Source organism: Xanthobacter autotrophicus (assembly GCF_005871085.1).
Classification (GTDB): Bacteria; Pseudomonadota; Alphaproteobacteria; order Rhizobiales; family Xanthobacteraceae; genus Xanthobacter; species Xanthobacter autotrophicus.
The window spans coordinates 13551-32766 of the sequence record NZ_VAUP01000009.1 but is presented as its reverse complement, the minus strand read 5'-3'; the positions used below and the strand labels follow the sequence as shown (position 1 = coordinate 32766).

Annotated in this window: 17 protein-coding genes; 4 read left to right on the top strand and 13 right to left on the bottom strand. The window is 66.7% G+C overall.

The genetic code is table 11. The features are described 5' to 3' along the window. Positions 1-122: 122 nt before the first annotated feature. The 6 genes from FBQ73_RS03210 to FBQ73_RS03185 form a co-directional block, all read right to left on the bottom strand. Positions 123-1136, bottom strand: a complete 1014-nt coding sequence (locus tag FBQ73_RS03210; RefSeq protein ID WP_246089537.1) for a beta-ribofuranosylaminobenzene 5'-phosphate synthase family protein — start codon at positions 1134-1136, stop codon at positions 123-125. 4 nt (positions 1137-1140) lie between these two features. Then, positions 1141-1575 (bottom strand): HIT domain-containing protein, encoded by a 435-nt coding sequence (locus FBQ73_RS03205; RefSeq protein ID WP_138398087.1) that lies wholly within the window; start codon positions 1573-1575, stop codon positions 1141-1143. 87 nt (positions 1576-1662) lie between these two features. Then, positions 1663-2427, bottom strand: a complete 765-nt coding sequence (gene pstB, locus FBQ73_RS03200; protein WP_138398144.1) for a phosphate ABC transporter ATP-binding protein PstB — start codon at positions 2425-2427, stop codon at positions 1663-1665. Between the two features lie 265 nt (positions 2428-2692). Next, a complete protein-coding gene (locus FBQ73_RS03195; protein WP_138398086.1) occupies positions 2693-3544 on the bottom strand; it encodes a transglutaminase-like domain-containing protein in 852 nt (283 codons plus the stop codon). 162 nt (positions 3545-3706) lie between these two features. Continuing rightward, positions 3707-4657, bottom strand: a complete 951-nt coding sequence (locus FBQ73_RS03190; RefSeq protein WP_138398085.1) for an alpha-E domain-containing protein — start codon at positions 4655-4657, stop codon at positions 3707-3709. Positions 4658-4753: 96 nt separating this feature from the next. Continuing rightward, positions 4754-6169 carry a circularly permuted type 2 ATP-grasp protein gene (locus tag FBQ73_RS03185; protein WP_138398084.1) on the bottom strand — a complete coding sequence of 472 codons (1416 nt, stop codon included), beginning with the start codon at positions 6167-6169 and terminating at the stop codon, positions 4754-4756. Between the two features lie 168 nt (positions 6170-6337). On the opposite strand from FBQ73_RS03185, the gene FBQ73_RS03180 reads away from it, so the two are divergent. Beyond that, positions 6338-7090, top strand: a complete 753-nt coding sequence (locus tag FBQ73_RS03180; protein WP_138398083.1) for a competence/damage-inducible protein A — start codon at positions 6338-6340, stop codon at positions 7088-7090. Positions 7091-7575: 485 nt separating this feature from the next. On the opposite strand, the gene FBQ73_RS03175 is transcribed toward FBQ73_RS03180, so the two are convergent. Then, a complete protein-coding gene (locus FBQ73_RS03175) occupies positions 7576-9048 on the bottom strand; it encodes an undecaprenyl-phosphate glucose phosphotransferase (RefSeq protein WP_138398082.1) in 1473 nt (490 codons plus the stop codon). Positions 9049-9791: 743 nt separating this feature from the next. On the opposite strand from FBQ73_RS03175, the gene FBQ73_RS03170 reads away from it, so the two are divergent. Next, positions 9792-10505: a hypothetical protein gene (locus tag FBQ73_RS03170; RefSeq protein ID WP_138398081.1), complete on the top strand. Its 714-nt coding sequence runs from the start codon at positions 9792-9794 to the stop codon at positions 10503-10505. Positions 10506-10630: 125 nt separating this feature from the next. After that, on the top strand, positions 10631-11599 hold the full coding sequence (locus tag FBQ73_RS03165) for a DMT family transporter (protein ID WP_246089536.1): 969 nt from the start codon (positions 10631-10633) through the stop codon (positions 11597-11599). Positions 11600-11659: 60 nt separating this feature from the next. On the opposite strand, the gene FBQ73_RS03160 is transcribed toward FBQ73_RS03165, so the two are convergent. The 5 genes from FBQ73_RS03160 to rfbC all read right to left on the bottom strand — a co-directional run bounded on the left by FBQ73_RS03160 (position 11660) and on the right by rfbC (position 16056). Next, positions 11660-12433: a ferredoxin--NADP reductase gene (locus FBQ73_RS03160; RefSeq protein ID WP_138398079.1), complete on the bottom strand. Its 774-nt coding sequence runs from the start codon at positions 12431-12433 to the stop codon at positions 11660-11662. A 136-nt stretch (positions 12434-12569) separates the two neighbouring features. Continuing rightward, entirely contained in the window at positions 12570-13442 is an 873-nt protein-coding gene (rfbA, locus tag FBQ73_RS03155) for a glucose-1-phosphate thymidylyltransferase RfbA (RefSeq protein ID WP_138398078.1), read from the bottom strand. Beyond that, complete coding sequence (rfbD, locus tag FBQ73_RS03150) at positions 13439-14365, bottom strand: dTDP-4-dehydrorhamnose reductase (RefSeq protein ID WP_138398077.1); 927 nt, start codon at positions 14363-14365, stop codon at positions 13439-13441. Before rfbD ends, rfbA begins: the two co-directional genes overlap by 4 nt. Next, positions 14362-15441, bottom strand: coding sequence for a dTDP-glucose 4,6-dehydratase (gene rfbB / locus FBQ73_RS03145; RefSeq protein WP_138398076.1), 1080 nt, complete (start codon positions 15439-15441; stop codon positions 14362-14364). Before rfbB ends, rfbD begins: the two co-directional genes overlap by 4 nt. Positions 15442-15489: 48 nt before the next feature. Next, positions 15490-16056, bottom strand: a complete 567-nt coding sequence (gene rfbC / locus FBQ73_RS03140) for a dTDP-4-dehydrorhamnose 3,5-epimerase (protein WP_138398075.1) — start codon at positions 16054-16056, stop codon at positions 15490-15492. A gap of 267 nt (positions 16057-16323) precedes the next feature. Here rfbC and FBQ73_RS03135 point away from each other — a divergent pair, with 267 nt between their 5' ends. Beyond that, complete coding sequence (locus FBQ73_RS03135) at positions 16324-17472, top strand: AGE family epimerase/isomerase (protein WP_246089535.1); 1149 nt, start codon at positions 16324-16326, stop codon at positions 17470-17472. A 56-nt stretch (positions 17473-17528) separates the two neighbouring features. Here the strand turns inward: FBQ73_RS03135 and FBQ73_RS03130 are convergent, their stop codons facing one another. After that, on the bottom strand, positions 17529-18980 hold the full coding sequence (locus tag FBQ73_RS03130) for a mannose-1-phosphate guanylyltransferase/mannose-6-phosphate isomerase (RefSeq protein WP_138398073.1): 1452 nt from the start codon (positions 18978-18980) through the stop codon (positions 17529-17531). Positions 18981-19216: the final 236 nt, after the last annotated feature.

Here is a 19216-nt window from a genome sequence, read left to right as displayed (position 1 = left end):
CCTGCCAGTGCGGCAGAGCATGCACCATCCGATGCGCTTGCGGGGCAAGCCGACCGGCGGGTGCTCCGGAGCGCCGCGCCGTCCTCCTCGTGTTCTTCGTTTTTGGCCCGCAGCAGAGGTCCCTAAAGGGCGACGAGTTCGGCACCCTGATTGTTGCCCCGCACGCAATCAAAGAAGAGGTTTGTGGACGATGCGAAGCGTCGGCGCAAGCTCCCGAGCAGCGCCTCGGCCTCGGCCGGGTCGCCCAGGATGGCGAAACCCGTGGGTCCCCAGGAGCTTTGGCCGACCCCCGGCACACCTTTCTCCTCCAGGACCGTGATGGCGGCGGCCACGTCGGCGCTGAGGAATCGGGCGCCGCCTTGCGCGGCGGAATAGTGATCTCCCAGTGCCCGCTGCCATTCGCCGATGACCGTCCCGAACGCCTGCGCGTCGCCCTCCGCGAGGGCGGGCAGGGCCCGCAGCAGCATCAGGTGGCAGAAGTGGGCGGCGCGCTCGGGCGGAAACGGCGGTAGCGTCGCCATGGCCTTCATTTCGGCATCGCCCGAGAGGCCTTCCCGTGCCCGATCGTAGACGAGGATGATGCGCCAGGCGTCCGGTACAGGCAGGCGGGCGAGGAGGGGCGGGGGCGCTCCCGGCCCTGTGGCGGCAGCGCCGGCCCCATTGGTCATGGCCTTGCCGCCGTCGAGGATGACCCCGCCGGCCTCGAACGCCTCCATGCCGATGGCCGAGCGCCGGCCGCGCCCGAGCAGGGTCGCGACTTCGCGAGCGGACAGCGCATGGCCGGAGAGGCGCGCCACCGCCACGCCCACGGCCAGCGCCAGCTGGGTGCCGGAGCCGAGCCCGTTATGGGCGGGCAGGGCGGAATCCACCGCCACGCCAAACGCCTGGCGGATGTCGAGGGCGGCGCGCACCGCATCGCGGGCGCGGGCGGCGCGGGCGGCATCGGGGCCGCTTTCAGCATCCGCATCCGCACGGGTGACCGTGACTTCCGTCACCGGCCGATCGAGGGCGATGCCGAGGCTGCCGAAGCGCCGCCCCACTGCACCGTCCAGATCGAGGAAGCCGAGATGCAGCCGCGCGGGGGCGCGCACCGTGACCCCCGCTGCGTGTGCCAGATCCGAGGGGGAAAGCGTCACGCGCTCAGCCGGCCAAAGCGGCTTTCAGCCGCGCCGCATGCTCGGCCAGCACCTCGGGCTTCTCCATGGCGCTCGCCGGCGGCTTCATGGCCTCCCCGGCGTGGCGGGGAATGACATGCACATGGAGGTGGAACACCACCTGCCCGCCGGCCTCCTCGTTGAACTGCTGCACGGTGACGCCGTCGGCGGCGAACACCGCCTTGGCAGCGATGGCCACCTTTTTGGCGATCTTCGCCACATAGGCGAGATCCTCGGGGTCGATGTCGAGGATGTTGCGCGCGGGGTTCTTCGGAATGACGAGGGTGTGGCCCGGGCAGCGGGGCATGATGTCGAGGAAGGCGAGGGCCTTGTCGTCCTCATAGACCTTGTGCGCCGGCAGCTCGCCCCGCAGGATTCTGGCGAAGATGTTGCTGGGGTCGTAGGCCGGCGTTGCGGTCATGGGTTTCCTCCGTATCTGATGGAGGAGATTGCAGGGCGAGGGCAGGGGGTCAAGGGGGCGTGGTGCCGCCAACCCGGCCTTATTCCCCTACCCGAAGCGTCCGGTCACATAATCCTGCGTGCGCTTGTCGTGCGGGCGGGTGAACAGGTCGCCGGTGGCGCGGAATTCCACCAGCTCGCCCAGATACATGAAGCCGGTGACATCGGACACGCGCGCCGCCTGCTGCAGATTGTGGGTGACGATGGCGATGGTGTAGCGCGCCTTCAGCTCTTCCATCGTCTCCTCGATCTTGGCCGTGGTGATGGGGTCGAGCGCCGAGCACGGCTCGTCGAACAGGATCACCTCCGGATGCGGCGCGATGGTGCGGGCGATGCACAGGCGCTGCTGCTGGCCGCCGGAAAGGCGCAGCCCGCTCTGGGGGAGAATGTCCTTCACCTCGTCCCACAAGGCGGCCTGACGCAGGGCGTCCTCCACCCGTGCCTCGCAGTCGGCCGGGGTCAGCTCCTCGTTCAGCCGCAGGCCGATGGCCACATTGTCGTAGATGGACATGGGAAAGGGCGTGGGCTTCTGGAACACCATGCCAATGCGCGCCCGCAGCGGCACCGGGTCCACCGACGGGTCGAGAACGTTCACCCCGTCGAGCAGCACCTCGCCTTCCACATGCTGGTCCGGATAGAGGTCGTACATGCGGTTGAACACGCGCAGCAGCGTGGACTTGCCGCATCCGGACGGGCCGATGAGGGCCGTCACCCGGTGCTCCTGGAGGCTCAGGCTGACATCCCTCAGCGCAACGGTTTCGCCATAGCGAAACGTGACGTGCCGGGCCTCAAGCTTGGGCGGCGGCGGGGCCATGGCATCGCGCGCAGTGAGGGAGCGTGGCTTTGCCAATGCCTTGTCGGCTGCCGCTGGCGCTTCGGCGCGCAGTGACAGGTCGGGTGGCTGATCGGTCGGCGTGTGGATCGACATGGCGATGCATCCCCTCAGGATCCGTCCATATCGCACTCTACGCGCGCGCACCGGGGGTGTCGTTGCGCGAAGTCATACGCGTAGCTTAACTGCGCGCGGATTCCGGTCCGGCGCGTTTCCGTCGCAGCTTGATTCCCGCCGGGCTCCGAGCCTAGCTCTGAACCTGGCTCTGCGCCTGCGCCACTTTCTGCGGGGCCCGGCTGTCGAGGGCGCTCACCGCTTCCTCGACTTCGAGGCCGGTGCTGCGCAGCGGCGCGACGCCCATGGCGTCGAGGGCCACCGCGAGGCGCACATAATGCTCGGTGCCGCACAGGTTCCGGCCGGCGTCGAAGGAGATCCAGCCGAACTTGGGGGCATAGGCCTCCGCCCAGTGCCGCGCCGTGCCCACACCCGCGTTCTCGCCGTCTTCCGGGGCGTCGGGCGCGAGATAGCCGGAGATGTGCCGCGCCGGCAGGCCCAGATGTCGCGCCGCGGCCGTGAACAGATGGGCGATGCCACCGGAGCAGGCCTTGCCGGCCTGCAGCGCCGCATTGGCGGTCAGGGGGCCGCCCAATGCCGGCCCGTCCTGCTCTTCCACCTTGTCATGCAGCGCCACCATGAGGGCGTGGAGCTGGCCAAGCGGATCGTCCTCGGTCAGCTTAACGCTCTCGGCGAAGGCCACAACCGCCGGGGTCGCCTCCGTGAGGTCGGTCTGGCGCAGGAACAGGGACGGGGGGAAGCGCTCCACCGTGCCATGCATGATGCCGGTGGTGTCCTGGGTTTCCACCTCGCCTTCCGCGACCACGCTCAGGTGGTCGGTCGGCCCGTCTACAGAGAAGGTGTGGCAGAGATTGCCGAAGGCATCCTCCTGCGCGGCGAGCCGGCAGTCGGAGTTGAGGTCCAGCGCCCAGCGCAGGATGAACTGGCCCTCGTGGGACCTCGGCGTGAGGCGCACCGTGACCGCCATGTTGCGGCTGCCGGGCTCGAAACGTTGGGTGATTTCGTGGCGGATGCGGATGCGCATGGTGGGTCCTTGGGGGCGTTTCTCGGGGGCTTGCCTCGGCGCAGGCGGGCCTTCGCGTGACGCTTTCCTGGAGACGGATCGACTGATCGGGCGGCGGTGCAGCTCGATCGGCAACCCTTTGGGGGGCCGCACGCGGCGGCCCCTTTTAGCTCAGATCGGGACTCAGGTCAGATATTGCTCGGTGATTTCGGCACCGAGCTTGTTGTTGTCCGAGATGAACTCGGAAATGAACTCGTGCAGGCCGTGCTGGAAGATGTCGTCGATGGTGCGATTGGTCAGCCGCGCCTGCATGGAACGGGCGAGGCGCTGGGACGGGCCCTGCCGGCCATAGGCGCTGGCGATGTCGTCGAGGTTGCGCGCCAGCTGCTCGTAGCAGGCGGCGAGCGAGCGCGGCATCTGCCGGTTCAGGATCAAAAGGTCCGCCACCAGCCACGGCTTCACGCTGTCGCGATAGACCCAGTGGAAGGCGGTGAGCGCGGACACCGAGCGCAGGATGGAGGCCCACTGGAAGTAATCGAGGGGGCCGCCCACGTGCTCCTTCTCCGGCAGCAGCACGTGATATTTCACATCGAGGATGCGCGCGGTGTTGTCGGCGCGCTCCAGCTGGGCGCCGGACCTTGCGAACCAGTAGCCGTCGTTGCGCAGCATGGTGCGGAAGGTGGCGCCGTCGAAGCGCAGCGAGGTCTCCTTCACGAAGGCCAGGAAGCGGGACAGCTCGTCGCGGGTGAGCGCCCGGTTGGGGAAGCTTTGCAGCTCGATCCAGGCCGAGTTGATCACGTCCCACATTTCCGAGGTGAGCGCGGTGCGCACCGAGCGCGCATTGGTGCGCGCCACCTCGAAGCAGTTGCGGATGGACGAAGAGTTTTCCGGCGAGAAAGCAAGGAAGGACACCACGTCCTCCTCCTTGGCGTCCTCCAAGGGTCCGTAGCGGGCGATGAACTCGTCCTCGCAGCCGGCGGTGAGCACCGCCGAGGCCCATTCGTTAGTGGAGCCACCATAGGTGACCGGCGTGTAGGATAGGCGCTGGGAGACGTCGAGGATGCGCGCGAGGCAATCAGCGCGTTCCACGTAGCGGGTCAGCCAGTAGAGGTTGTCGGCGGTGCGCGAAAGCATGGGGAGCCCGTTGGGAAGGAGGCAAATCGAGGCGCGGGAACCCGCGCTCAGGCGTCCGGGAGGCGAAGGCCGCGGCGTGCCGCAGCCTTGGAGTGCTCAGGCGTCGAGAACCCAGGTGTCCTTGGTTCCGCCGCCCTGGCTGGAATTCACCACCAGCGAACCCTCCTTCATGGCGACGCGGGTGAGGCCGCCGGGCACGATGCGCACCTTGTCCGAGCCGGAGAGGATGAAGGGCCGCAGGTCCACATGGCGGGGGGCGACGCCCTTTTCCACCATGGTGGGGCAGGTGGACAAAGCAAGCGTCGGCTGGGCGATGAAGTTGGCCGGGTCCGCAACCAGCTTGGCGCGGAACTTCTCGATCTGCGCCTTGTCCGAGGCCGGGCCCACCAGCATGCCGTAGCCGCCGGAGCCGTGCACTTCCTTCACCACCAGCTCGGGCAGGTGCTCCAGCACGTACTTGAGGTGATCGGGCTCGCGGCAGCGCCAGGTGGGCACGTTCGGCAGGAGCGGCTCCTCGCCGAGATAGAAGCGGATGATGTCCGGCATGTAGGAATAGACCGCCTTGTCGTCGGCGACGCCCGTTCCCACCGCATTGGTGAGGGTGACGTTGCCGGCGCGATAGGCGCTCATGAGGCCGGGCACGCCGAGCTGGCTGTCACGCCGGAACATCAGGGGGTCGAGGAAATCATCGTCGAGGCGGCGGTAGATCACGTCCACGCGCTTAGGCCCCTCGGTGGTGCGCATGTAGACCACGTCGTCCTTCACGAACAGGTCGCGCCCTTCCACCAGGTCCACGCCCAGCTTGTCGGCCAGGAACGAGTGCTCGTAATAGGCCGAGTTGTAGATGCCGGGGGTGAGGATGGCCACGTTCGGCTCGTGCCCGCCATGGGGCGCCAGCGAGCGGAGCGTCGCCAGCAGGTCGTCGCCGTATTTATCGACCGGCGCCACCTTGTGCATGGAGAACAGCTCGGGGAACAGGCGGAGCATGATCTCCCGGTTCTCCAGCATGTAGGAGACGCCGGAGGGGGTGCGGGCATTGTCCTCGAGCACGTAGAAGGTGTCGGGGTCGGTGCGCACGATGTCGATGCCGGCGATGTGCACGTAGAGGTCGTGCGGCACGCGCTGGCCGTTCATCTCCGGGCGGAACGCGGGGTTCTGGTAGACGAGGTTCTCCGGCACCACCCCGGCCTTGAGCACCTCGCGCTTGGTGTAGACGTCGCGGATGTACATGTTCAGCGCCTTGACGCGCTGCTCCAGGCCTTTGGACAGGGTGGCCCATTCATCCTTGGTGATGATGCGCGGGACCATGTCGAACGGGATCAGGCGCTCCTGGGAGTTTTGCTCGCCGTAGACGGCGAAGGTGATGCCGATTCGGCGGAAGATGAACTCCGCCTCCTTGCGGCGGTGGTCCAGCACATCCTGGGGCACGCTGGCGAGCCAGCGCTGCAGGGTCTCGTAGGCCGGCCTGACCGAGCCGTCGGCACTGGACATTTCATCAAACGCATGCGGCATTGGAACCGTCACTCCGCGCCCTGGAACCTGACTTCGAGCGTACAAACATCGTGCCAAAGAAGTGCTAAAGGGGGAAGGCTCGCAAAGAGCGACGCTTACGCTTTTTGGTTGGTCATTATTTGGGCAAATCCGGCGGCGCTGCTGCCGGCAGCGGCAGAGGTTTTCCACATGGGCGAGGCAGACGGCGCGCAATCGGTCACGGCAGCACTGGTGGTCATTGGCGACGAGGTCCTCTCGGGACGGACCAAGGACAAGAACATCGGCCACATCGCCGAGCGCCTGACCGACGTGGGTATCGACCTGCGTGAGGTGCGAATCGTCGCCGACGTGGAGGAGGACATCGTGGCGGCGATCAATGCGCTGCGCGATCGCTTCACGTACGTCTTCACTACCGGGGGCATCGGCCCGACCCATGACGACATTACCGCAGATTCAGTGGCCAGGGCCTTCGGCGTCGCCATCGACGTGGACCCCCGCGCCCGCGCCATGCTGCTGGAATACATCGCCGAGAAGGACCTGAACGATGCGCGCTTGCGCATGGCGCGCATTCCCGAGGGGGCCAGTCTGGTGGTGAACGAGGTGTCCAAGGCGCCGGGGTTCCGCATCGGCAATGTGATCGTCATGGCTGGTGTGCCGCGCATCATGCAGGCCATGCTCGAAGCCGTGCTGCCCGACCTGAGGAAGGGCCGGCCCATGCTGTCCCGCACCATTCTGGCGGAGGCCAAGGAAGGCGACATCGCCGGGCCCCTGCGCGCCATCGCCGAGCGGTTTCCGGCGGCGGTGATCGGCTCCTATCCCTTCCGCGACGAGACCGACGGGCGTTTCAAGACCAATCTGGTGGTTCGTGCCCGCGAGGCGGACCTGCTCGAAGCGGCGGGGGATGCGGTGGCGCGTATGGTGGACGAGGCGGCGCGGGGCTGACCGAGTGTCAGCCGCACCGGATGCGGTGCCAAGGCCTGCGGTATCAGCCAGGGCCGGCCACGGTCACCTGACAGACCCGCCGCGGCCCGACGCGCGATCTGCCGGGCGCACGGCTGAGGCAATCCCGAACCGCGGCGTCGGGCATTCGAAATGCCGATGGCTTGGATGACGCAGCCTTGAGCGGCGCCGGGCGCCACAAGACGCGTTGCGATCGGTGATCGACTGCCGGCGCCTTGGACGTGTGCTGGATCGGCATGCAGCGGCTTTGTGCCAGCGTCGCGCGCGACTGCCTTAGGTCGCCCCGGAAGCCAGGCAACACGATGCGAAAATCACATGTGATGGGTGGCGGCCTGCGGGCGCGTGCCGGGTGGATCGTTGCCATCTGCAAGACCGACGGTGACGCCAGAAATCGAAGGCTGGAATCAGAAGAGCCGGGGGGCCTCCCCGGCTCTTTCGTCATTGAACGCTCTGGGTATGGCCCTGTCTCAGTAGGCGTCGTTGCGGAAGACCTCGATGAAGGTCTTCAGGATGATCTTGATGTCGAGCCAGATGGACCAGTTGTTGACGTACCAGAGGTCCATCTCGATCCGCCGTTCCATGAGCGAGATCTCGGAGGTCTCGCCGCGCAGGCCGTTGGCCTGGGCCCAGCCGGTGATGCCGGGCTTCACGTGGTGGCGGAAGGCGTAACCGGCGATCAGCTTGGAATACTCATCGTCGTGGGCCATGGCGTGGGGACGCGGTCCGACGATGGACATGTGCCCGAACAGCACGTTCAGCACCTGCGGCAGCTCGTCGAGGCTGGTGGCGCGCAGGAAGCGGCCGACCCGGGTCACGCGCTTATCGTTGCGCTGGGCCTGCGTCACCTTGGCACCGTCTTCCATTACCGACATGGAGCGGAACTTGTAGATGGTGAACTCGCGCCCGCCGAAGCCGTTGCGGCGCTGGCGGAAAATCACCGGCCCCTTGCTGTCCGACTTGATGCAGATGGCGATGATGGCGAACAGCGGCAGCAGCAGCGTCATGGCCACGCCGGACACCGCGATGTCGAGCACCCGCTTCTGGGCGAGCTCGATGCGCGAGAGCGGCGCACGCTGCACTTCGATGGCCACCGACGAACCGAAATCCACGCGCGGCGCGTCGAGCAGCTCATGGACCGCTTCATCGGGCAGGAGCTTCACCGGCACAGGCAGCGCCCGCAGCCGAGCCCGGACTGCGTCGAGACGCTCCAGGTTGTTCCACGGCATGGCGATGACGATTTCTTCGATCCGCTGCTGGCGGGCGAACTGGATAGCGCTCTTGAGCGTGTCGAGTTCGTCGGCACCCAGCGAGCCCGTGGCGGCACCAGACGGGACGCCGGCAAAGCTGAAACGCCGCATTTCGCGCAGGCCCAAGCGCTTGAGTAGCTCTGTGGGAACCACCTGGTCGAGCTGGGACATGTCGCCGATGAGGATGGAGGGCCGGCCGCGCACCGCGCCGGTCTCGACCGCGCGACGCAACCACACGCCCATGGCCCAATGGGACGCCGGCACCGCGACGAAGCCAAGCGCGGCGAAAATACCGGTGGAGAGGCGCGAGGTGTCGTCGCCCACCTTGAGGCAGAAGATCACCGTGGCCACGAAGAGGATGGTGAAGGTCCAGTTCACGAAGGCCGCGCGCACCTGCTCCGTCGCCCGCACCATCTGCCAGGGCTTGTAGAGCCCCCGGGAGGTGGTGATGAGCACGAAGGTGACGGCCGAGAGGATGCCAATCCCCAGCGGACGCGTGAAATCGAAGGTAGACAGGGCGCCGGTGGAGGTCTGGCTTGTGGAGATGACGTCCACGAGCATGCTCAAGGCGAGCATGAGCACGACATCGCACAAGATGAAGAGCGGCGGCATCGAGGCGTAGTCGATCACGGCTCGCTGGATCCGACCCTCGCCGACGCGCTCGACCCGCATGTTGTCCGTGGATATCGACATTTGGCCTTTGATCCCTCGGATTGGAGTCGCACCGACTATCAAATGATAAGTTGACAATAGCACTCCGAATGCTGCGATGCAAGCTAGTATAAAAATCGATGCGAATGGTTATTATATGTAATAAATTTGTCAATGTCCTGCTGTGAAATGCGTTAAGCGCGAACATAACGTTGGGATCTCGGCGATCATGCCCCAATTTGCGAAGAGTAGGACAAGAACAATTGGATTGTATATTCATGTCATTGGCTGTCTTTCGCATATTGCATCGCAGCTATCCTTTCAAAATTCGTGGTATCCGGGGGTGTGCCCAAGCGGCGGGCAATGCTGCATTGCGATAAAAGTTGGCTGCCGCATATCGCAGCACCTCACATCTGCGATCGATGGCCAAAGAATTTATGCGATTAGGTATCATAGAGCCGATCTGCCGTTCCCGGCGTGCTGCACCACGGTATGTAAGGCGGCAAAGCATCCAAACAATCGGACGTGCCGGCCCCGCGCGGCACGAGTCGTCCGCGTTTCTGGTATCCTGACACGGCAAGATTGGAAGACGCCGACGATGCGGGCTGGAAGCCAACCGCGAAACGGCAGCCCGTTTGTCACAGCGATCGGTCATTCCACCTTTGGCGCGCCCGGCCACGATCGCGCCTATCGACAAGACGGGCCGGAGCCGTCTAGGTACGCGCTGGGTCGGCCGCAGCGGCAACCAGGCTTGGCGCGGCTCTCTTCGGCACCGGTGGCGATTGATGGATAGTGGCTACAAGATCCCGCTTCTGGCCTCGCTGAAGTGGTCGTTCCAGTGGGCCTTCGCAGTGGTCCTGCGACATCAGAAGACTACCGCCGCATATGCCGTCGCAGGTATCTTGGTAGGGCTGCTTGTCTCGTCAGACTTGGGCGGCCTCCTGCTGCTGGTCTATTCGGTGGCGAGCATCCCGCTGGCCCTGCTGACCCATGGGGAGGTTCTGCGCGGACCGTCGGCCTTCGATGCACAGACCCTCGGGCAGGGGGCGGGACGAATGGTGGGCTATCTTCTCGACACCATTCTCATCGGCCTTGCGGCAGGTCTCAGCGCGCTGGTGCCGATCTTTGCCATTGCCATGCTTTCGGGGTCGGCGCCACTCGGGACCGGACTGGAACTGGTGCTCGTCTTCCTGGTCGTCACCGTCGTGGCGGTGGTTGCATCCCGGCCGGCGCTGCGGCTGCCGTCGCGGGTGCTGGGCGATCCGATTTCCTGGGCGCAGGCCTGGCGGCTGGGCAAGGGCAATACGCTGGCGCTCGTCCTCGGCCCGTTCCTCATTTCCCTGCCGATCCTGCTTGTCGAGCAGATCGTGCAGCTCCTGGTGCCGGAGACGCTGGTGGACGTGGTGAGCATGGTTCTGCTGCCGGTCCAGATTGTGCTCACCTGCGCCTTCCTGTCCGTTGCCTACGGCCAGCTCCGCCGAGCCAATCCGGAGCTTTGAGAGGCGGGTCGCGCCTTGGGCTGAGCCCGACGCGGGACTAAAGTCGGAGCTCTGCGACAGGCGCATGCCGCGCGCCGTCTGCGCGCGCTATAGCGATAAGGCCGCCTCGTTCGGATCTGCCCCCGATGAATGTCCCGGCCGGAATCGGCCTGCAAATCGCCGCCACCTTCTTCTTCGCGATCATGTCCGCGCTGGTGCGGATGGTGGCGGACGAGGTGCCAAGCGGCGAGATCGTCTTTGCCCGCAGCTTCATCGGGCTCGTGCCCGTGGTGGTCTGGCTCGCCTGGAGCGGGCGGATGACGGGCGCCCTCGTTACCCGCCAGCCATTCGGCCATGTGGTGCGGGGCCTCGTGGGCGTGAGCGCCATGTGGCTCAGCTTCGCCGCGCTCGCTTTCATCCCGCTGGCGGAGGCTGTCGCCTTCTCCTATGCGACGCCGCTGGTGGCGGTGGTGCTGGCGGCGGTGCTGCTGGGCGAGCGGGTGCCGGTCTATCGCTGGCTGGTCCTCGCGGTTGGCATGGGCGGAATCGTGCTTATGCTGTGGCCGTCGTTTTCCCATGCCTCGGTTGGTTCGGGGCCGGGACCGCTGATCGGCGCGGGACTGGCGCTGGCCGGTGCGGTGGGGGCAGGCTTCGCCATCACCCAGGTGCGCCATCTGACCCGGACCGAGACCAGCGAGGCCATCGTCTTCTATTTCTCGCTGGTGGCTTCCGTCGCCGGCCTCGCCACGCTGCCGTTCGGCTGGGTGATGCCGGAGGGGCGTGTCGCCCTCATCCTCGCCGGCATGGGGCTGGCTGGCGGCATCGGCCAGATCTGCGTGACTTCGGCCATCCGCCATGCCCCGGCCTCGGTGGTGGCGCCGTTCAACTATGCCTTGCTGCTATGGGCGACCGTGTTCGGCATCGTGCTGTTCGGGGAATGGCCGGCCCCCCTTGTGATTGCGGGCGCTATGGTGGTGGTGCTGGCGGGGCTGCTGCTGATCTGGCGGGAGCGCAGGCCGGCGCCCCGCATCGTGGCATCCCGGCCGGAGCCATCGGTGCGCGGCTCCGCTGGAACGGCTGCGGAGGCGCCTGGCGCGCAGGACGATGCGGCGTGATCCGGCACCGTGATCCGGCAGCCGTGATCCTTGGGCCTGTTGAAGGAGCGGGAGCGCGCTTCAGCGCTCCACGAACGCCTTCTCGATGACATAGTGGCCGGGTGCCGACTGGCTACCTTCGGTGAAGCCGCGCGCCTCCAGCAAATCCACCACATCCTTCAGCATCTGCGGGCTGCCGCAGAGCATCAGCCGGTCCTCCTCCGGGGAGAGCACCGGCACGCCGAGGTCAGCGAACAGCTTGCCGGAGGTGATGAGGTCGGTAATGCGACCATGGTTGCGGAACGGCTCGCGGGTAACGGTCGGGTAATAGACGAGCTTGTTGCGTACGTCGTCCCCGAGGAACTCGTGGTTCGGCAGGTCCTTCGTGAGGAATGTGTCATAGGCCAGCTCGGCCACCGTGCGGGTGCCGTGGATCAGGATCACCTTCTCGAAGCGCTCGTAGGCCTCCGGGTCCTTCACCACCGAGAGGAAGGGGGCAAGGCCGGTGCCGGTGGACAGGAGGTAAAGCCGCTTCCCGGGTAGAAGGCTATCTTGCACCAGGGTGCCCGTGGGCTTGCGGCCCACCAGGATCTTGTCCCCCACCTTCAGGTGCTGGAGGCGGGAGGTGAGGGGGCCGTTCTGGACCTTGATGGAGAAGAACTGTAGGTCCGGCTCGTAGTTCGCGCTGGCCATGGAATAGGCGCGCAGGAGCGGCTTGCCGTCCACCTTGAGGCCGATCATGGTGAACTGGCCGTTGAGGAACCTGAGGCCCGGATCGCGGGTGCAGGTGAAGGAGAAGAGCGTGTCGGTCCAGTGGTGAACGCTGGTGATCGTCTCTTCGTTGAAATTGCTCATCTTCAAAATCCGGTCACGGCACGCCCCGGAGCGCGCCCGAAACGGCGACGGCCACATGAGGCTTTAGGGAGACAGCCTCACCCTACAGGATATGGCCACGCTTCAAAAGTGCGACGGCATGTCCCCGCGTCGGAGGTCAGGCGAGACCGTCGGCGAGGCGGGAGAGGTAGATGCCGTAGCTCGACTTGGCGAGGGCCGCGGCTCGCTCCTTGAGCTGGGCCTTGTCGATGAAGCCGGCGCGATAGGCCACCTCCTCCGGCGAGGAGATGCGCAGGCCCTGCCGCTTTTCGAGGATCTGCACGAACTGTGCCGCTTCCACGAGGGAATCGGGCGTTCCGGTATCGAGCCAGGCGAAGCCGCGTCCCATCATGGAGACGCTGAGTTCGCCCAGCTCCAGATAGGCCTTGTTGACGTCGGTGATCTCGATCTCGCCGCGCGGGGACGGCTTGAGGTTGGCGGCGATGTCGACGACGCGGTTGTCGTAGAAATAAAGCCCGGTCACCGCGAGGTTGGACTTCGGCACCTTCGGCTTTTCCTCCAGGGAGAGCACGCGGCAGGTCGCATCCATCTCCACCACGCCGTAGCGCTCGGGGTCCTGCACCGGATAGCCGAACACGGTGGCACCGCGCTCGCGCTTGGCGGCCCCTGCCAGCAGCTCCGGCAGGCCATGGCCGAAGAACAGATTGTCGCCCAGCACCAGCGCCACCCGATCGTCGCCGACGAAGTCGCGGCCGACGATGAAGGCGTCCGCAAGTCCGCGCGGCTGCCCCTGCACCGCATAGGTGATGGTGAGGCCGAACTGGCTGCCGTCCTTCAGCAACGCCTGGAACAGCAGGGAATCATGCGGGGTGGTGATGATCAGGATATCCCGGATGCCCGCCATCATTAGCGTGCACAGGGGATAATAGATCATCGGCTTGTCGTAGACCGGCAGCAACTGCTTGGAGACGACGAGAGTAATGGGATGAAGCCGCGTGCCGGAGCCGCCGGCGAGAATGATACCCTTCACGATGCCTCCACAGGGGCTTGCGTGGCCTTGGCTTGCGCCGATTGCGCGCCGGCCAGGAGCGTGTCCACCACCTCGCTCACGCGCTGCTCCCAGGGGAGGGCCCGTATGCCGAAGGTGCGCTCGAACAGGTCGCTGGCGAGTTCCGAATTCTTCGGCCGCTTCGCCGGCGTGGGATATTCGGCGGTGGTGATGGGGGCAACCTGAGGGCTGCGGCCGGTGTGCCCGGCTGCGGCTGCCACGATGGCGCTGGCGAAGCCGTGCCAGCTGGTCGCGCCCGTGCCGGCGAAATGATAGGTGCCCCAGCGCGCATCGCCCCGCGCCGCAGCGTCCGCCGCCGCCAGCACCGCCTCGGCGAGGTCGCGCGTGGCGGTGGGGCAGCCGCGCTGGTCGCACACCACCTTCAGCAGGTCCCGCTCGGCGGCATGCCGCAGCATGGTCTTGAGGAAATTGCTGCCGTGGGCGCCGTAGACCCACGAGGTGCGCACGATGACGTGTCGCTCGCTGGCGGCACGCACGGCGGCCTCGCCTGCGGCCTTGGTGCGGCCGTAGAAGCCCAGCGGCGCGATGGGGTCCGCCTCCACATAGGCGCCGGCCTTGGTGCCGTCGAACACATAGTCGGTGGAGACGTGGACCAAAGGGGTGCGGTAGCGCGCACAGCGCTCGGCGATGAGGCCCGGGGCGAAGGCATTGATGCGGGCCGCCATCTCCGGCTCGGTCTCGGCCTTGTCCACGGCGGTATAGGCGGCCGCGTTGATGAGCGCGTCGGGCCGCACCGCCTCGATCGCCCGGGCCACCGCCACCGGATCGGCGATATCCAGGGCATCGTGGCCGAGGCCGACGAGATCGATGCCGCGCTCGGCGGCAAGCGCCGTTACTTCGCGCCCGAGCTGGCCGCCGGCGCCGAACAGAAGGATGCGCCTCACGATGCGAGCCCCAGCTTGGAGGTGGGCGGCTTTTCCAGTCCGAGCCGCTGGCCCTGGTAGTGCTGGCGCAGGGGCTCCCACCATGCGCGGTTTTCAAGATACCAGCGGATGGTCTTCTCCAGCCCGCTCTCGAAGGTCTCGCGCGGCGACCAGCCCAGCTCGGCCTTCAGCTTGGAGAAGTCGATGGCGTAGCGCGCATCGTGTCCCGGCCGGTCGGTGACGAAGCGGATCAACTGCGCGCGCGGGCCGATGGCGGCATCCGGAACAATGTCGTCGAGGATGGCGCAGATGGTGCGCACCACGTCGATGTTCTGCCGCTCGCAGGCGCCGCCCACATTGTAGCTCTCGCCCGGCCGGCCATTGGTGGCGATGAGGACCAAGGCTTCGGCATGGTCCTCGACGAACAGCCAGTCGCGCACATTCTCGCCCTTGCCGTAGACCGGCAGGTCGGCGCCTTCCAGCGCGTTGAGGGTGACGAGGGGGATGAGCTTTTCCGGGAAGTGGTAGGGCCCGTAATTGTTGGAGCAGTTCGACATCACCGCGGGCAGGCCGTAGGTGTGGAACCACGCCCGCACCAGATGGTCGGACGATGCCTTGGAGGCGGAATAGGGCGAGTTGGGCTGGTAGGGCGTGTCCTCGCGGAACAGCCCTTCGGCGCCGAGGCTGCCGAATACCTCGTCGGTGGAAATGTGGTGGAAGCGGAACGCCTCCTGCGCTGGGCCGGAAAGGCCGCGCCAGTAGCGCAGGGCTTCCTGCAGCATGGTGTAGGTGCCCACCACGTTGGTGGCGATGAAGTCGCCCGGCCCGTCGATGGAGCGGTCCACATGGGATTCGGCGGCGAGGTGCATCACCAGATCGGGCCGGAAGCCGTCCAGCGCCGCGCGCACCGCCGCACCGTCGCAGATGTCCGCCTGCACGAAGGCGTGGCGTGGATTGTCGGCCACCGGTGCGAGGGAGGCGAGGTTGCCCGCATAGGTGAGCTTGTCGAAGGTGAGGACATGGTGGCCTTCACCGATGAGGTGGCGCACCACCGCCGAGCCGATGAAGCCGGCTCCCCCCGTCACCAGTACACGCATGCCGTTCCCTTCACCATTGCCTCCGCCGCCCCACCGCCGGCCGCAGCTTCACCCGCCCGCATAGGAGAACGGGCTTTGGAAATCCTTGAGGCGCGGCAAAATCCGGTCCTTGTCGGAGAGGATGGTCTCGCCGTCGAAGCCCCACTGGATGGCGAGGTCGGGGTCGTTCCAGATGATCCCGCACTCGCTCGCCCGATCGTAAAGCGCGTCTACCTTATAAGCGACCCGCGTGTCCGGGACGAGGGTGCAAAAGCCGTGGGCGAAACCCTGGGGTACGAAAAGCTGTTCCCCACCCTCGGCGGTGAGGCGGGCGCCCGCCCAGCGCCCGTAGGTGGGCGAGCCTTTGCGCACGTCCACCGCCACGTCGAAGACGGCGCCTGACAGCACTCTTACCAGCTTTGCCTGCGCGAAGGGGGGGGCCTGCATGTGAAGGCCGCGCACCGTGCCCGGCAGGGCCGACAGGGATTCGTTGTCCTGCACGAAAACGGCGCAGACCCCGTTCGCCGCATAAAGCGGCTGGACGTAGGTCTCGCAGAAATAGCCCCGCGCATCGCCGAAGCGGCGCGGTGTCACGAGGATGACCTCTGGCAGGTCGAGCGCTTGAAAGGCCGTCATGGCGCGCTTCTAGGACTGCCGGGCGGCGAAGGCAACGCTGCGGCGCGACAGAGATTCGAAGGGGCGGCTTGCGGTACAGCATGGCAATCGCTTGCGATTGTGGCTTGCGGCACTTTGTCGGCGCGTCGCGACGCTCAGTGAAGCGCCTTTGCGTTGTGATGGGCGCGTGCTCTCTCTGATTTAGAGGGCGATTCACCGAGTACATTAGTTCAATTTGCTCGGATCGGGCTCTAGTGTGCCCAACCATTGAGGTATGGGGTGATGGCGATGGCCCTTTTGGAAGCGCAGGCCCGTTGGGCGCGTGAGTGGCTGTTCGATGCGGCGTTGCCGCTGTGGTGGACCGTGGGGGCCGATCCGGCCGGTGGCTTTCACGAGAAGATCGCTCTGGACGGCTCCCCGGTGGCCGCGTCCCGCCGCCTCCGGGTCCAGGCGCGGCAGGCCTATGCCTATATGGAGGGCGGCCGGCTGGGATGGGACGGGCCGTGGCGGGAGGCGGCGCGGCACGGACTCGACTTCCTGCTGGCCCATTACCGCCGGTCCGACGGGCTGTTCCGTACCCTGGTCGCGCCCGACGGCCGGCCCCTCGACGAAACGGCTGACCTCTACGATCAGGCCTTCGTTCTGTTCGCGCTGGCCCAGTCCCACACCGCCGGCCTCGGCGGCGACGAACTGATCGCGGCCGCGCGGGAGCTGGTGACGCAGCTTCAGGCCGAACGCGGCCATCCCGCCGGCGGCTTCGAGGAGGCAAGCCCGCGCGTGCTGCCGTTGCGCTCCAACCCCCACATGCATCTGCTGGAAGCCAACCTCGCCTGGGTGGCGGCCGGCGTGGCGGAACCCTTCGCGGACGTGGCGCGCGGCATCGTCGCCCTGGCCGCGACCCGCCTCATCGATCCCGAAACCGGCGCCATCGGCGAATATTATGATGGCGACTGGCGCTTCGCCGCCGGCGAATCGGGCGGCGTGCGCGAGCCCGGCCACCAGTTCGAATGGGCTTATCTGCTCGATCATATCGGCCCGGTGCTGGGGCTGGACCATAGGTCGGAAAGCCGGCGCATGTACGGGTTCGGTGCGCGCTTCGGTATCGATCCCATGCGCAAGGCGGCGGTGTTCGCGCTGGATGCGTCGGGGCAGGTGAGCGACCCGAGGGCGCGGCTCTGGGCGCAGACGGAGCGCCTGCGCACGGCCCTGATCTTCGCTGGGGTCGAGACCGATGCCGAAGCCGGTGCGGCCTATGTGGCCGCGGCCGAGGACGCCTTCGAGGTGCTTCAGGCGTATCTTGATGTGCCGGTGCGGGGCCTGTGGCGCGACCAGTGGCTGGCGGATGGCAGCTTCGTGGAGGAGGCCGCGCCTGCCTCCTCCTTCTACCACATCCTCTCGGCCCTGGCGGTGCTGCTCAAGGCGGGCGGGGCGGCCTGACGGCTAACCCCCGCCGGCCTCAGGCCCTGCCGCGCCCGAATCAACCGGCGCGCCGCTCAGGCGCGCTGGTAGATGTCCTCGAAGCGGTGGATGTCGTCCTCGCCGAGATAGGAGCCGGTCTGCACCTCGATCAGCTCCAGGGGGATCCGGCCCGGATTGCCGAGCCGGTGCACGCTGCCGATGGGGATGTAGGTGGATTCGTTCTCGTGCACAGTGTAGCTGCGATCGGCCACCGTCACCTCGGCGGTGCCGCGCACCACCACCCAGTGCTCGGCGCGGTGATGGTGCTTCTGCAGGGACAGGATGCCGCCCGGCTCCACCACGATCTTCTTCACCTGGAAGCGGTCGCCCTTGCACACGGTCTGGTAGGTGCCCCAGGGCCGATGGATGGTGAGATGCTCCTCCACTTCCTTGCGGTTGGAGTCCTTGAGCGCGGCCACCAGGGCCTTCACGTCCTGGCTGCGGTTCGACGGCATCACCAGCACCGCGTCCTCGGTGGCGATCACCGAGACGCCGTCGAGGCCGATGGCCGTCACCAGCGGGCCGTCCGAACGCACGAAGGAATTGCTGCTGTCGAGAAGCTGCACCGTGCCCACGGTGACATTGCCCCGCTCGTCCTGGTTCCCGATCTCGTGCAGGGCATCCCAGGAGCCCACGTCCGACCAGCCGAAGCTGCCGCGCACCACCGCCGCGTGGCGGGTGCGCTCCAGCACCGCGAAGTCAATGGACTTGGACGGCGAGGACTTGAAGGCGACGGGGTCGAGCCTGAGGAAGCCGAGGTCGGATTTGGCCTCTGCGACGGCCGCGCGGGCGGCATCGGCGATGGCTGGCTCGAACACGTCCGCTTCCTTCAGCAGCAGGCCTGCCGGGAAGAGGAAGTTGCCCGAGTTCCAGAGATAGCCGGCCTCTACATAGCGCTCGGCCGTGGCGCGATCCGGCTTTTCGACGAAGGAATCCACCTCATAGGAACCGCGTTCGTCGATCTGGGCGCCGAGGCGGATATAGCCGTAGCTGGTACGCGGCTCGGTGGGCTCGATGCCGAAGGTGACGATGCGGCCGAGGCGGGCGGCGTCCGCGCCGATCTCCACCGTCTTCACGAAGCCGGCGGGGTCGAGCACCACATGGTCGGAGGCGAGCGCCAGCACCAGCGTCTCGGGGCCGTAGGTCTCGGCCACCCACACGGCGGCGGCGATGAGGGCGGGTGCGCTGTCGCGGCGCGCCGGTTCCAGCATGACGGTGGCGTCGATGCCGATGGCCCGTGCCTGGCGCTGGGCGAAGAAGCGGAATTCCTCGTTAGCCACCACCACGGGATCGGCGAACACCGCACCGGGCGCCGCGCGCAGCAGCGTGTCCTGGAACATGGTTTTGTCGGTGGCCAGCGGCAGGAACTGCTTCGGCAGGCTGTTGCGCGAGAGCGGCCACAGCCGCGTTCCAGAGCCGCCGGCCAGAATGACCGGGACGATCTTTCCGCCGGCCGACTTCGAGGTAACGGTGGACGAAGTGGTCATGGCGAGCCTCAAGCTGGGTTCAGGTCACGTTGCTACAAGCAACGGGCGTGGTCCACAAAGAAGTCCTCCGAGGCCGTCGTCGGGCAGCAGCAAAAGCCGCTGCCCGAGTTGGAGCGAAATCTGGCCGGGCTGGCGAAGCCAGAGCCTAAAATCTGCCTCCTGGCCTAGGTGGGAGCGCGGTCAACCGACCGAATTGGGATCCAATTCAGTCGGAATGTTTCTCCGGTGTCCGCGAC